This window comes from Pseudomonas mosselii (assembly GCF_005796105.1).
GTDB classification, from domain to species: domain Bacteria; phylum Pseudomonadota; class Gammaproteobacteria; order Pseudomonadales; family Pseudomonadaceae; genus Aquipseudomonas; species Aquipseudomonas mosselii_C.
In genome coordinates, this window is sequence record NZ_VAUO01000005.1 from 34242 (window position 1) to 46649 (window position 12408).

General features: G+C 61.5%; 12 protein-coding genes and 1 pseudogene. 7 read left to right on the forward strand and 6 right to left on the reverse strand.

All coding sequences use genetic code 11. The features are described 5' to 3' along the window. Positions 1–140: 140 nt before the first annotated feature. Together FEM01_RS12365 and FEM01_RS12370 are read left to right on the forward strand one after the other, a co-directional pair. Positions 141–416, forward strand: coding sequence for a hypothetical protein (locus FEM01_RS12365; RefSeq protein WP_028614414.1), 276 nt, complete (start codon positions 141–143; stop codon positions 414–416). Next, positions 413–1312: a TIR domain-containing protein gene (locus FEM01_RS12370; protein ID WP_138219724.1), complete on the forward strand. Its 900-nt coding sequence runs from the start codon at positions 413–415 to the stop codon at positions 1310–1312. The genes FEM01_RS12365 and FEM01_RS12370 overlap by 4 nt, the downstream gene beginning before the upstream one ends. Before the next feature lie 258 nt (positions 1313–1570). Here the strand turns inward: FEM01_RS12370 and FEM01_RS12375 are convergent, their stop codons facing one another. Together FEM01_RS12375 and FEM01_RS12380 are read right to left on the reverse strand one after the other, a co-directional pair. Further along, positions 1571–1879: a hypothetical protein gene (locus FEM01_RS12375; RefSeq protein WP_138219725.1), complete on the reverse strand. Its 309-nt coding sequence runs from the start codon at positions 1877–1879 to the stop codon at positions 1571–1573. 742 nt (positions 1880–2621) lie between these two features. Continuing rightward, positions 2622–3095 (reverse strand): OsmC family protein, encoded by a 474-nt coding sequence (locus FEM01_RS12380; protein WP_138219726.1) that lies wholly within the window; start codon positions 3093–3095, stop codon positions 2622–2624. 692 nt (positions 3096–3787) lie between these two features. Between FEM01_RS12380 and FEM01_RS12385 the strand changes: the two genes are divergently transcribed. Both FEM01_RS12385 and FEM01_RS12390 read left to right on the forward strand, forming a co-directional pair. Continuing rightward, positions 3788–4003, forward strand: coding sequence for a hypothetical protein (locus FEM01_RS12385; protein WP_138219727.1), 216 nt, complete (start codon positions 3788–3790; stop codon positions 4001–4003). A 786-nt stretch (positions 4004–4789) separates the two neighbouring features. After that, on the forward strand, positions 4790–5005 hold the full coding sequence (locus FEM01_RS12390) for a hypothetical protein (protein WP_138219728.1): 216 nt from the start codon (positions 4790–4792) through the stop codon (positions 5003–5005). Positions 5006–5052: 47 nt separating this feature from the next. Here FEM01_RS12390 and FEM01_RS12395 read toward each other — a convergent pair whose 3' ends face one another. Further along, positions 5053–6546: a methylenetetrahydrofolate reductase C-terminal domain-containing protein gene (locus FEM01_RS12395; RefSeq protein ID WP_138219729.1), complete on the reverse strand. Its 1494-nt coding sequence runs from the start codon at positions 6544–6546 to the stop codon at positions 5053–5055. Between the two features lie 231 nt (positions 6547–6777). Between FEM01_RS12395 and FEM01_RS12400 the strand changes: the two are divergent. After that, positions 6778–7821 (forward strand): annotated as a pseudogene (locus FEM01_RS12400) (5-methyltetrahydropteroyltriglutamate--homocysteine S-methyltransferase); the annotation flags it as partial. A 43-nt stretch (positions 7822–7864) separates the two neighbouring features. Here FEM01_RS12400 and FEM01_RS12405 read toward each other — a convergent pair. Continuing rightward, a complete protein-coding gene (locus tag FEM01_RS12405; RefSeq protein ID WP_138219731.1) occupies positions 7865–8686 on the reverse strand; it encodes an amino acid ABC transporter permease in 822 nt (273 codons plus the stop codon). Then, positions 8683–9504 (reverse strand): ABC transporter substrate-binding protein, encoded by an 822-nt coding sequence (locus tag FEM01_RS12410; protein WP_138219732.1) that lies wholly within the window; start codon positions 9502–9504, stop codon positions 8683–8685. Before FEM01_RS12410 ends, FEM01_RS12405 begins: the two co-directional genes overlap by 4 nt. A 118-nt stretch (positions 9505–9622) precedes the next feature. Here FEM01_RS12410 and FEM01_RS12415 point away from each other — a divergent pair, with 118 nt between their 5' ends. Then, positions 9623–10507 (forward strand): homocysteine S-methyltransferase family protein, encoded by an 885-nt coding sequence (locus FEM01_RS12415; protein WP_171030954.1) that lies wholly within the window; start codon positions 9623–9625, stop codon positions 10505–10507. 12 nt (positions 10508–10519) lie between these two features. Beyond that, positions 10520–11095: a histidine phosphatase family protein gene (locus FEM01_RS12420; RefSeq protein WP_138219734.1), complete on the forward strand. Its 576-nt coding sequence runs from the start codon at positions 10520–10522 to the stop codon at positions 11093–11095. Between the two features lie 291 nt (positions 11096–11386). Here the strand turns inward: FEM01_RS12420 and FEM01_RS12430 are convergent, their stop codons facing one another. Beyond that, the gene (locus tag FEM01_RS12430; protein WP_138219735.1) at positions 11387–12343 is read right to left on the reverse strand and encodes an arsenic resistance protein; all 957 of its coding nucleotides are present in this window, start codon (positions 12341–12343) and stop codon (positions 11387–11389) included. Positions 12344–12408: the final 65 nt, after the last annotated feature.

Below are 12408 nucleotides of genomic sequence, written 5' to 3' on the forward strand. Positions count from 1 at the left end.
CTTCCAAGCCAGGCTCTCCATGCTGCTCTCTAGCGTGAGCTCATGGGCCTTGCCATCAAGATCCGGCACTGCCACGGGCGTCTCTCCACATGCACAAAATTAGTGATATCGTTCTGCAACTATAGGAAGAGGTCAGGACCATGCTAAAAGGACTCGACAAGCTACAACGTCAGCTCAAGGATGCGCAGGAAGTGCTACAGCGGCTCGATGGTGATTTGTGTACCGTAAATTTCGATCCTCATGATCCTGCGAGTATTGAGCAGGCAGTCCAGCAGGTAGAGGCCGTCATTGATGAGGCTGTTGGTCGACACGGATCAAATCCGATCATCCAGCCGCTAGCAGCTGAAATGAAAGAGCGCTATCGCTCAGAAATTTTGGACCGCGCTGCGGCCGCGAGGCTGGAGACCGATGAATGACGTATGTTGACCTTTTCTCGCAGCTCAATAACGCTTTATTAGACCTGCAAGGAGCGACTCCGCAGACGTTTGAACGCCCCCTGAAAAGAATCTCAGCACTCCTCAATAGCCCTGCCCTTGAAGAAATCAATAGCGCTCTAAAAAGCGGACTGGACTTAGATGACTTTATAAAGACCAGCGAAGATACTGCGGGAAGCATGGTTGGGAGTGCAACGCTCCTATGGCCCGATGATCAACAGCAGACGCTGGGTCTAACGCTACTATTGGTTGATAAACTTGCAGCCGACCCACATTTTGCAATAGATTTTGGGCATCACTTCTTTTACTCGGGCAGCAAAATCATTGCTGGCATTCGAGAGCTAACGAGGCAATTGATAATCCCCTTCATCAGGGATTACAAGTTGTACGTCGAGACAAAAGGAAGATCAGAACCAGTATTGAGGTCACCTATGTCGAATAAAGTATTCATTGTCCACGGTCATGACGACGGCGCGCGCGAGTCGGTTGCTCGCTTTCTCGAAAAGATAGGGTTCGAAGCTATCATCCTTCATGAGCAGGCCAATCAAGGTCGTACGGTGATCGAAAAGGTTGAGGCCCACGGGGATGTCGGCTTCGCAGTTGTGCTGTTGACGCCTGACGACGAAGGTCGTGTTAAAGGAGGCGATTTAGAGCCTCGGGCGCGGCAGAATGTGTTGCTAGAGTTGGGCTACTTTATCGGGCGACTTGGGCGCAGCAGGGTATGCGCTCTTAAACGGGGCCAGCTGGACATACCTAGTGATTTTGCCGGTGTAGTGTGGGAGCGAATGGATGAAGCTGGCGGCTGGAAGCAGGCTTTAGGGCGCGAACTACAGGCGGCAGGACATCCAGTCGATTGGAACAAGGTCATGCGCGCGTAAACCTCTGGGGGAGGTTGAGCAAGCTCTGGAGAGCATGCATGAAGCCAGTGGGCGGTGCTTGCTAGGCGCTACCTGCCCCGCCGGCCGTGCAGGTCAGAAGACGATTTTCACAAAGAGAAAGTTTTAGGAGTACTTTGGGGTGAGTAAAATCTTACCGGTACGTTCACCCTGGGATGCTTTCAGGACAGCCTCTTTAATATCAAGCAGGTCGTAGGCTGCTTCGACCGGTGCCTTGAGCTTCCCCCACGCCCGCTAGATTTACGGCAGTTGAACATCATCCCTAAAGTGCTCTACCTGGTCGGTGCCGTCTCCGACCTGGCTACCCCAGGCCTGCCTGAATACGTGCCTCTCAACATCAGCAGGTACGCTAAACCAGTGCACCTGAAGGATACCTTTGTGATCATGCACTCCAGCAACGCGGCTCGCTAAGCGGCCGATACCATTAACATCCATCATTGCCGCGGCGTATCCCAATACGTGATGCAACCTCGTAAGGCGCTTTCGATCAGAGACGTAGGCACTTACCTGAATATCGCTGACATGGCGCTCGACTGGCTGATCTTCCATCAATTGCTTCCTTGCCTAGGTTGTGCTCTGAGTATACCGCCCGGCGCCATGAGCGCAGCGCGACACAGTGCAGAGTACCGCAGGCTGGCTGACTATGCGCGTCGTCATGGACTGCTTTGACCGAGAAACGTCTCTGACCGGCGGGCTGTGTGAATTGATAATGTTAGAGCGGTGAATCGCCTCTAGCCTGGTGGACGGGTGGAACGACCGCTTGTGGCCGTTTGTTGCCCGTCTCGAACGACGGGTAGGGGTCGATAGCTCCCATCGATCAAAAGAGTCTGAGCCTGGCTTTGGCGAATGGTTAGCAGAACGTTCCAGCGCCTTCCATCATCCTGTCATGGTTTTTTCGAAGTGGTAGGGAGTTAGGAAATAGGCTGAGGATAATTTTAGAGATAGTGAGTCATACCCTGAAGAACAATACCCATTGAATTCAGCCTCTTCCGTGTTGATACGATTCCTGTCTCCGCACCAAAATCAAAACCCCGCCACACCATAAAACCTAGCTGCCAATCCCCTGGCTGGAATGGCAGCGCATTATGCAGCCCACACGGCAAACGTCACAAAGCTCAGCTCCTCATGACCGCAAGCTAAAACTGGAGAGCCACACGCCACCGCATGTTTTCTTCCAGTTCAAGGTCTTGTCCCATACATTGGACCCTGGACCCTGGGGGCTGCGCAATTGAGGGCAATATGCAGCCATTTAGATACCCAGGCGAATGCCAACCCCAGAGCCTCGGAAGTATTAATTCCGATAGCTGACAACAGCCCGACATGTAACAGGAAAGTTAACCGAGTTGGCAATGAAACACTCATGGTGAGCATCGTCATGCAAGCGCATTGCAAGATCCCTATCCGATTGGCTACTGATGATGATTTGAGGCCTCAGCTCTGCTTCCTTGAAATGGCCTTTGCGTTCGCCATCGCCTTCGACCATTCGGCCCACCGGATAATCGACGTATTCCAGCACGCACACGTTATTGACGGCGCACAGGTGGAGATACCAGAGCTTGTGGCAGGCGGAGATCGAGGCCAGCAACATGTCTTCAGGGTTCCAGCATTCGGGTTTACCGCGAAAAGCCGGGTCGGCTGAACCAAGGATAGGCGCTTTCCCTGGCGCCTCGACGGTGAAGTCTCTCTGGTAAGCCGTATAACCGGCAGTACCCTGACCTGTGTTGCCTGTCCAATTGATGGTGACAGCGTAATTGTGTTCTTTCATCGCCACTCCTGTGTTTAAAGATGCTCGGAAGATGGTCCGCTCTTCACGCGTTAGCACTGTGATCTTGCACGTTCGGTGTGGCTCCCAACAGTGTCTGTTGTCTGCATCGGTGCATTCGCGAGTTGTGCGCAAGCAATGAGCCAGCCAGCGAGTTTGATGCCATGGCTCTGCCCGTCCCTCGCCAACAGGCGATGATCTCGCCCGTCCGGCTGGTCGCGTCGAGAGTGGCTTTGCTGGCCATCGTGCATACCGTACTGCGCCCCCTGATACGCAAAAAACATCGCTAATCCCGTTTTCCTACACCCCTCGTCGAATCTTCCCCCACATCCCAAGGTTGCGCTCACTGCCATGACTGGATAGATTTCCCCTCGTCGCGGCCAATTCCGCGACCGGGTTTGGCGACCCGAACGTAAAAGGCGCATCGGCGCCCCGACCACGATTGCAGGCGCTTTTTTTGTGCCCGCAGTTTCGTGTAATGGCGGCTGTGTGTGGGAGACCTTCGGGTCTGCCGGGTTCCTTTTCCTCGGTTCGCCAACCTGCGCACAGCTGCCACCCTATTCGTTTGGCGACGATGGGTGTGGTGCTTCAATCGAAAAGGACCTCATGCATGCTTATCGTAAATCTGTACAGGATCCCCGCATCCGCTCCCCTCCTGCCATCCCTGGCCGCCCAAGCAAGCCAGGAGGCCCCCCATGACTGACCTCGAACGCCTGTCCCTCATACAAAACCAGGTCCGCACCCTCGAGCTGCTAGGCGAAGCCCTGGTCCAGCACGACGAGTTCCTGGAGTGCGAACACAACCCGCAACTGAGCTTTCGCAACACCGCTGGCATCCATCAGGCGATCCGCATCATCAGCCGTTTGGCCAGTGAACAGGTAGGCAAGCTGGAGGGGATGCAGGGCAACTGAGCGCGATGCCGCGAGGGCCGCGTTGCGGCCCATCGCTCTTCCGACTCAGTCTGAGACTAGGCAAAAGCATCGCTAATCCCGTTTTCCTACACCACCCGTCGAACCTTCCCCCACAGCCCAAGGTTACGCTCACTGGCATGACTGGATAGATTTCCCTCGTCGCGGCCAATTCCGCGACCGGGTTTGGCGACCCGAACGTAAAAGGCGCCTCGGCGCCCCGACCACGATTGCAGGCGCTTTTTTGCGTCCGCTGTCCCAATGGCGGCTGTGCGCGGGAGACCTTCGGGTCTGCCGGGTTCCAAGTTCCCGGTTCGCCAACCTGCGTGCAGCTGCCCCCCATCGCTCTGTCGGCTCAGCCTGACACGAGACCAAAGCATCGCTGATCCTGTTTCCTACACAACGCGTCGAACCTTTCCCCACAGCCCAAGGTTGCGCTCGTTAGCGCGAATGGATAAATTTCCTGAGTCGTCGAAGCATCGGCGACGCGACCTTGGCCGGTCGGAATCGAAAGGCGCATCAGCGCCCAGTCTTCATCGCAGGCGCTTTTTTGTGCCCGCGATGTCGCGTTATGGCGGTGGTGCGCGGGACACCTTCGGGTGTGCCGGGCCCCTTTCGTCCCGGTCGGCCAACCCGCGTACTGCTGCCACCCCAACTTGCTTGGCCGCGAGCGGTGGCAGTTCCACAACGAAAGGAACTCATGCATGACCACCGAACGTCTGTACAGGATCCCCGCATCCGCTCCCCTCCTGCCATCCCTTGCCGTCCACGCAAGCCAGGAGGCCAACCATGACTGACCTCGAACGCCTGTCCCTCATCCAAAACCAAGTCCGCACCCTCGAGCTACTAGGCGAAGCCTTGGTCCAGCACGACGAGTTCCTGGAGTGCGAACACAACCCGCAACTGAGCTTTCGCAACACCGCTGGCATCCATCAGGCGATCCGCATCATCAGCCGTTTGGCCAGTGAACAGGTAGGCAAGTTGGAGGGGATGGAGGGCAACTGAGCGCGATGCCGCGAGGGCCGCTTTGCGGCGGCCCCTCGCTGTGCGGCTCAGCCGGACACTTCAGGCGGCGCGCTGCACGCCTTGTGCGCCGGGTGCTCGTGGGCGGGCGGTGGGGTAAACCATACCGGCCACGAACTGCGCTGGCGGTTCTCCACCTGCACGCATGGGATCAAGCGCTCGGCCAGCACCTCGGTGCGGCCCACACCGACTGCCAGCCGGTACTTGGCACTGTGCACGCATTCGCGGTCGCCGAACTCGCAGCGGTCCAGCCGCGTGCCGCCGCACGGGCCGTTGGCCAGGCCCTTGGGGCAGGTTTCCGGGCAGATGTAGAGCGTGTCTTCCAGGCGGCAACTGCCGCAGGTGTCGCAGCCAACCAGCGGGCGTTTGATCCGGCGCTCGAGCGTGTGCAGCCAACTGGCTGCGGCGGGGCCGCGCCACAGGGGGCGAGTCACGGCCCAGCCAAACGCTTTGCTCAGCGTCGTGGTGCGGCTGAACAGTTGATGGTGCAGGGCCGAGAGCAGGTGGTAGCGGGCTTTTTCTCGGCGCGAGGCGTCGATCTGCCGCTGCCCCAGTCGCCACGCATGGCCCGTTGGGTGGAAGGTCACGGGGGCGAGGTTGGGCGCCTGCCAGGCGGCTTGCCACGCTGCTGCCCACTGGTCGAGTTGGCGCAAGTTTGGTTGCAGCTCGCTGATGGCCTGCTCCAGCGCCTCGAACTGCTCGATCTCATGGATGCCCGACAGGTGCACCCCGGCGTAACCCATCAGGCGCAGGCCGATCACTTGCAGCGCCAGGCGCTGGTTGGCGCGTTGTTTGGCGTAGGCCTTCGACACGCTGCTTTCGGCCTTGAGCAGTGCGTGCATCGAGGGCGTGACGGTGACCCCGGCGACGTGGTCGAGCATCGCCGCGCGGCCTTCGGTCAGCGCCATGATGCAGGCGATCAGCGGTTTCGGCTGGGCCTGGCGGCGCATCCAGTCCAGCGCTTCCTGATGCTTGTGCATGTCGAAACCCAGTTGCAGGATCAGCAGGTCGGCGCCGGCGCTGAGTTTCTTTTCGGCCTTGAGGTACTGCGCGCCGCCTTCGGCTTCCTGGTACTTGAACGGGTTCAGCGCGGCGGCCAGCAACCAGTGCGGGCGGGCCTGGCGCACGATCTGCAACGCGGCCACCGATTCGAGGTAGCGCACCGGGCGCTCACCGGGGGTGTGGCCGGGCAGGCGGTCGCCGGTGAGCAGCAGCAACTGGTCCAGCCCGGCGGCGTCCATGCGTTGCAACTGGGCCAGCAGGTCGCGGCGCTCGCGGTCCTTGCCAGAAAAGTGCAGCAGCGCCGGCCGCGGCGTGGACAGGCTGGTGTAGGCGTCCAGCGGCGACAGGTCCAGGGCACTGCCGACCCGGTCGCCAATGGCCACGGTCAGCGGCCAGTCGCCCAGCCGGGTGCGATCCATGAGCGTTTCGAGCGTGGCGAAGCGCGCGGCGGAGGGCTTGGGGACGAACTCCAGGATGCAGGCGAAGGTCCCCTCGTCGAGGGCCTGTTTCAGCAGACTCATGGTCGGGCTACCGGGTTGGGGCAGGGTGGCAGTGTGGCGCGCGTCGGGGGTGTGGCGCATGTCTGATTGCGCGGGGGATTGTGCTGGATAAGACATGGGGCATCACGCCAGGCATTGGCTGGGCACCATCATGAACAAACCTTGAGTTCATCTCAAATTTAATGAGTTTGTCTCACGCCAGGCTACCCCACAAAATGCCCTCATTCATTTTCAGGATTGAGGAATCACCCCATGGCACTGGCACACAACCTGGGCGCGTCGCTTATCGGCCATGAGCATCAGCTCAAGCAAGCCCAGCAGGCGTTCTGCAACGGCGAGTTGGACGAAGCCGGGCTGCGTGCCGTTGGCCGTGCCTTGCGCGCCGCGCACTGGCAGACGCAGCAGGCTGCCGGTATCGAGCTGCTGGCGGTCGGCGACTTCGCCTGGAGCGACCCGTTGCTGAGCCACTCGCTGACCCTCGGCGTGATCCCTGAGCACCTGCGCAGCCTCGACGGCGCCAAGCCAACCCTGCACACGCTGTTCGCCCTGGCCGACAGCCTGAGCGAGGAAACGGCGCCGTGGTTCGATACCCCTCACCGCTACCGGGTGCCTGAGTTCAGCGCCGACCAGTCGTTCAGCTTGAGCTGGGAGCAGTTGTTCGAAGAGGTCGACGAAGCCCAGGCCCTGGGCCACGCGGTCAAGCCGGTGCTGATCGGCCCGCTGACCTACCTGTGGCTGGGCAAAGCCAAGGCCGATGGGTTCGACAAGCTCGACCTGCTCGAGCGCCTGTTGCCGCTCTACGACCAGATCCTCAATCGCCTGGCCAGCCAGGGCGTGGAGTGGGTGCAGATCGACGAGCCGATTCTTGCCCTGGAGCTGCCGCAGGCCTGGAAGAATGCTTACGAGCGGGCCTACAACATCCTCCAGCGTGCGCCGCTGAAAAAGCTGGTGGCCACCTACTTCGGCGGCCTCGACGCCAACCTGGGCCTGGCCGCCAACCTGCCGGTCGATGGCCTGCACATCGACCTGGTCCGCGCCCCGGCGCAGTACCCGACCATCCTTGACCGCCTGCCGGCCTACAAGGTGCTGTCGCTGGGTGTGGTCAACGCCAGTGCTGTGCAGCGCGGCGACCTGGAAGCAAACCTGAACATCCTGCGCCACGCCCATGAGCGCCTGGGCGAGCGCCTGTGGGTGGCGCCTGCGAGCCCGGTCGATGAGGCCTTTACGGAGCAGACTTGCCAGGAAGTGGTGTTGCTGGCCGAGGCACTGAAGCAGGCTGAAATCGTGCAGGAATTGCGCATGGCGGTGTGAGAGTTTGGGGCCGCTGTGCGGCCCTAGATCACCGCTGATAAGCCTTACCAAAATGCCGCTCAAGCCGTGCCTGTACCAATTCCAGCAGAATCGACAGTACCCAGTAGATCACCGCCGCCGTGGTCAGCATCTCCAGGTAGCGATAGCTGGAGCGCCCATAGGACTGGGCCAGGAACATCACTTCCCACACCCCCATCACCGAGATCAGCGACGAGTCCTTGAGCATCGAGATGAACTGGTTGGCGGTCGGCGGGATGATCACGCGCATCGCCTGGGGCAGGGTGATGCTCCAGAAGATCTGCGCAGGCCGCATGCCCAGCGCCAGGGCGGCCTCGCGCTGACCCCGGGCGACGCCCAGAATGCCGGCGCGGAAAATCTCGCTCAGGTACGCACCGTAGTTCAGCGACAGCGCGATGATCCCGGCGCTGATCGCCCCCGGCACCAGCCCCAGTTGCGGCAGGCCCAGGTAAATCAGCAGGATCTGGATCAGCAGCGGTGTGCCGCGAAAGAACGACGTATAGAAGCTGGCGATGCCCACCAGCACCGCGCTGCCCGACAGCCGCGCCAGGGCGGCGGCAAAGCCGAACGCCACCGACACCACCATCGAGCACAGGCACAGGAACAAGGTCAGCGCCGCGCCTTGCAAGAAGCCATTCGGGCCTAGCTTGAAGCCGGCCAGGTTGGGGAACTTCTCCAGGATGATGGCGAACTTCAGGTCAAAGCTCAGGAAGAACGCCACGAACAGCGTGAACATCACCAACCAGGTCAGGTACAGCCGGGTACGAAAGCCGAACAGCCGCGCGCCCGCCGTTGCGGCGGCGGGTTTGTGCGAAGGAGGGAAAGCACTCATTTGCTGATGTCGGCGCCGATCCATTTTTGCGACAGCTTCGCCAGCGTGCCGTCAGCCTTGAGTTCGGCGAACACCTGGCGCACCTTGGCATCCCATTCGGGGTCGCCTTTTTCGATGGCCACCGAGTTAGGCTCTTCGTACAGCGGCGCGCCTACCAGCTTGAAGCGTTTGTCCTGGTCCAGGCGTGGCTGGGCGGTCACCAGGTTGGTGAGGATGGCGTCCAGGCGCTTGCCAGCGCCTAGCCCCAGGTCCTGGAAGGCGACGTTGTCGGTGTCGTACGGGGCGATTTGCACGAAGTCGAACGGGTAGTCGATGCGCGTGTCTTCGGCACCTTCGATCACCAGGTTCTTGTTCAGGTAGCTTTCGTAGCTGGAGGCGGCTGTCAGGCCGACTTTGCGCCCGTCCAGGTCCTTGGCCGAATGGATGCGGTCGTCGGCGGCGTTGACCACGATCACCGCAGGCGAGGCGTAATATTCCACCGGGAAGTCGAACACCTCGGCGCGGGCCTTGCTCGGGGTCATCGAGCAGATGCAGATGTCGTAGCGCCCGCTCCAGCGGCCGGCGGCGATCACATCCCACGAGGGGGTTTCCAGGCGTAGCTTGACGCCGAGTTTTTCCGCGACGGCCTTGGCCACGTCGACGTCGAAGCCGTCGAGCTGGTTCTGCGCGTTGAGGAACGAGAACGGCGGATAGCTTTCCATCAGCACGTTGACCAGCTCCTTGCGCGATTCGACGCGCTCCAGGGTGGCACCGGCAAACGCCTGAGTGGCAGTGGCGAGAACAACCAGACCCGCGCCCAGCAAGGAGGGTAAACGCATTTAAATACCTGAAAAGTTGGCCAACGTAGAATAAGAGTATTTAATAGTTATAACTGTTTTGCAGATAGTAAATATTAGTTATAAGTCCCTTCAGAGTGGTTATATGGAAAAGCAAGCGATGGTAATTCTAGACGGCGGCATGGGGCGCGAGCTGCAACGCAGCGGTGCGCCTTTCCGCCAGCCCGAGTGGTCGGCGCTTGCCCTGAGCGAGGCGCCTGAGGCGGTGGTGGGCGTGCATTCGGCGTTTATCGCAGCCGGTGCCGAGGTCATTACCAGCAACAGTTACGCAGTGGTGCCGTTTCACATTGGCGAAGAGCGCTTTGCCCGCGACGGGCGGCAACTGGCGGATGTGGCTGGCAAGCTGGCGCGTAAAGCCGCCGATGCTGCCGCGCAGCCGGTACGGGTTGCCGGGTCGTTGCCGCCGCTGTTCGGCTCATATCGCCCCGATCTATTCGAGCCGGAGCGGGTCACCGAGGTTGTGACGCCGCTGGTGCAGGGCTTGGCGCCAAGCGTCGACCTGTGGCTGGCCGAGACGCAAAGTTCGATTGCCGAGGTGCGTGCGATTCACGCCCATCTGCCGGCGGACGGTAAGCCGTTCTGGGTCTCGTTCACCCTGCAAGACGAAGAAGTCGATGCCACGCCGCGCCTGCGCTCCGGTGAGCCGGTGGCCGAGGCCATCGCCGCGGTGGTCGAGCTGGGTGTTGATGCCGTGCTGTTCAACTGTAGCCAACCGGAGGTGATCGGCGGCGCGGTGGAGGTTGCCCGCGCGGTGATCGAACAGCACTCGGCCGATATCGCCATTGGCGCCTACGCCAACGCTTTCCCGCCGCAGCCCAAGGAAGCCACCGCCAACGATGGCTTGGATGCCCTGCGCGAAGACCTCGACCCACCGGGCTACCTGTCGTGGGCGCGTGACTGGCAGCAGCGTGGTGCGAGTTTGGTTGGCGGTTGCTGCGGCATTGGCCCGGAGCACATCGCCGAACTCAAGCGGCATCTGGGCTAAGCCGCCGCGACCGTGAAAGCGATCCAGCTGACGCTCGTCTGCCATGGCATGACCGAGGCGCAGCGGCTTGGGCGTTTTGCCCTTGACGCTGAGCCGTTGCACGAAGCGGTCATGCCGTTGCCTGGGTTATCCACCAGGGCGCAGGGGCTGTGTGCCCCGGAGCTGCGCACCCAGGCCACGGCCCAGGGCTTGCAGCTCCAGGCGAGTGTCGATGAGCGGCTGCGTGATTGTGACCTGGGGCGTTGGCGAGGGCTGGCGCTCAAGCAGTTGCCGCAGGCGGCGTTGCAGGCTTGGATGAGCGACCCGCATGCTGCGCCCCATGGTGGAGAGTCCGTGGCTGCGTTATGCGTGCGGGTTGCGCATTGGATGGATAGCGCGTTGGTGCCGGGTGAGTGGATTGCGGTGACCCACCCGATGGTCATGCGCGCGGCCATGCTGCATGCCCTCGGCGCAGCGCTGGAGAGCTTTCATCGCATTGATGTCAGGCCGCTGGCGCAGGTGCGTTTCAGCCATTACGGCCAGTGGCGCGTGCAACTCTGCGCCACTGAACCCGCCGAGCAAAGCCCAAATCCAACACCACCCCTGTAGGAGATCACCCAGCCCTTTGGGCTGCGCTGTCGCGCAGAGAACTGATTTCGCAAGCGCTCCGCGTACCCTGTGGGAGCGGCGGTTCGGCGCCCCGACTTGCCCGCGAAGCAGGCGACTCGGTGTATGGCACCGGCTTTGCCGGTGTTCGCGGTGGTCCGGCACTCCGGCAAGCCCGCTCCCACAGATTCCTTCTAAATCAACAAGTTATGTGTAGTTCTATGAGAGCGGGCTTGTCCCGCAAACACCGCGTCGCCTGCTTATGCACCACGCCCACCCCAGAGAGCGCAGCGCCTAGCGCCGAATCAACCTCGGCACCGCGCGGATGTAGACCAGCTCGCTCACCAACTCCACCAGCGTCTGGGTAATGACCGCCGCCGCCGCCAGCGCGCGAACCGACTCCGGTAGCGCCAAGGCCAATGGCAGCACCACCAGCGAATTACGCGTGGCAGCGCTGAAGGTCACGGCCCGCGCCTCGCCTGTGGATAACCCGAATAGCCGCGCCGCCAGTAGCCCGAGCCATGGTGCCAGCAACGCGAAGCCCACATACACCGGCAACACCGGCAGCAACGCGTCCAGGCGGCTGGCGACCACGCCGATCTGTGAACCGATCACCAGCATCAGCACCAGCGCCATGGCCGGCACCGGCAGCCAGGCCCAGGCATCGTTCCACCGCGCTACCCATGTCGAGCGCCGTGCCCCGGCGCTGCTGGCGACGGCCAACAGCAGCGGCAGCACGATCAGCAGCACGAAGGCTTCCACGAACGGCGCCACCGAGAGCTCGACCTGGCCAGCGTCACCGAGCATCCATGCCAGGTACAGCGGCAGCAGGGCCAGCTGCATAAGCAGCAACACCGGGGTCGCCGCCAGGGTCAGGTGCGATGCGCCTTTGCCGATATGGGTGAACACCACCACGTAGTCGATGCACGGCGTCAGCAGCACCAGCAGCGCGCCCAGCAGGATCGCCGGGTGCTCCACCAGCACGCGGGTGCCTGCCCAGACCAGCACGGGCACCAGCACGAAGTTGGCCAGCAGCAACGCGCCCATGAAGCGCCGATTGCCCAGCCCTGCGCGCAGGTCGAGGAAGGGGATCTGCAAGAACATCGCGTACATCAGTACCGCGATTGCCGGTGTCACCAGCCGCTCCAGTGGTTGTGCCACCGCTGGGGCTAGCAGGCCGACGGCGGCGGCCAGGGCCACGGCGGCGAAGTACACGGGGATCTGCTGGTGTTCGAGTTGCGTTCTGTCCACGGCAAGGCCTGATAGTGCAGCTGGCAAGGCCGGGCAGGGTACTACCTTGGACGTTTCACTGCATC

Excerpts from the sequence above, each read along its gene's own strand:
- FEM01_RS12390 (WP_138219728.1), top strand. The coding sequence starts at position 4,790 with ATGACTGACCTCGAACGCCTGTCCCTCATCCAAAACCAAGTCCGCACC.
- FEM01_RS12365 (WP_028614414.1), top strand. The coding sequence starts at position 141 with ATGCTAAAAGGACTCGACAAGCTACAACGTCAGCTCAAGGATGCGCAG.
- FEM01_RS12410 (WP_138219732.1), bottom strand. The coding sequence starts at position 9,504 with ATGCGTTTACCCTCCTTGCTGGGCGCGGGTCTGGTTGTTCTCGCCACT.
- FEM01_RS12395 (WP_138219729.1), bottom strand. The coding sequence starts at position 6,546 with ATGAGTCTGCTGAAACAGGCCCTCGACGAGGGGACCTTCGCCTGCATC.
- FEM01_RS12370 (WP_138219724.1), top strand. The coding sequence starts at position 413 with ATGACGTATGTTGACCTTTTCTCGCAGCTCAATAACGCTTTATTAGAC.
- FEM01_RS12385 (WP_138219727.1), top strand. The coding sequence starts at position 3,788 with ATGACTGACCTCGAACGCCTGTCCCTCATACAAAACCAGGTCCGCACC.
- FEM01_RS12375 (WP_138219725.1), bottom strand. The coding sequence starts at position 1,879 with ATGGAAGATCAGCCAGTCGAGCGCCATGTCAGCGATATTCAGGTAAGT.
- FEM01_RS12405 (WP_138219731.1), bottom strand. The coding sequence starts at position 8,686 with ATGAGTGCTTTCCCTCCTTCGCACAAACCCGCCGCCGCAACGGCGGGC.
- FEM01_RS12415 (WP_171030954.1), top strand. The coding sequence starts at position 9,623 with ATGGTAATTCTAGACGGCGGCATGGGGCGCGAGCTGCAACGCAGCGGT.
- FEM01_RS12380 (WP_138219726.1), bottom strand. The coding sequence starts at position 3,095 with ATGAAAGAACACAATTACGCTGTCACCATCAATTGGACAGGCAACACA.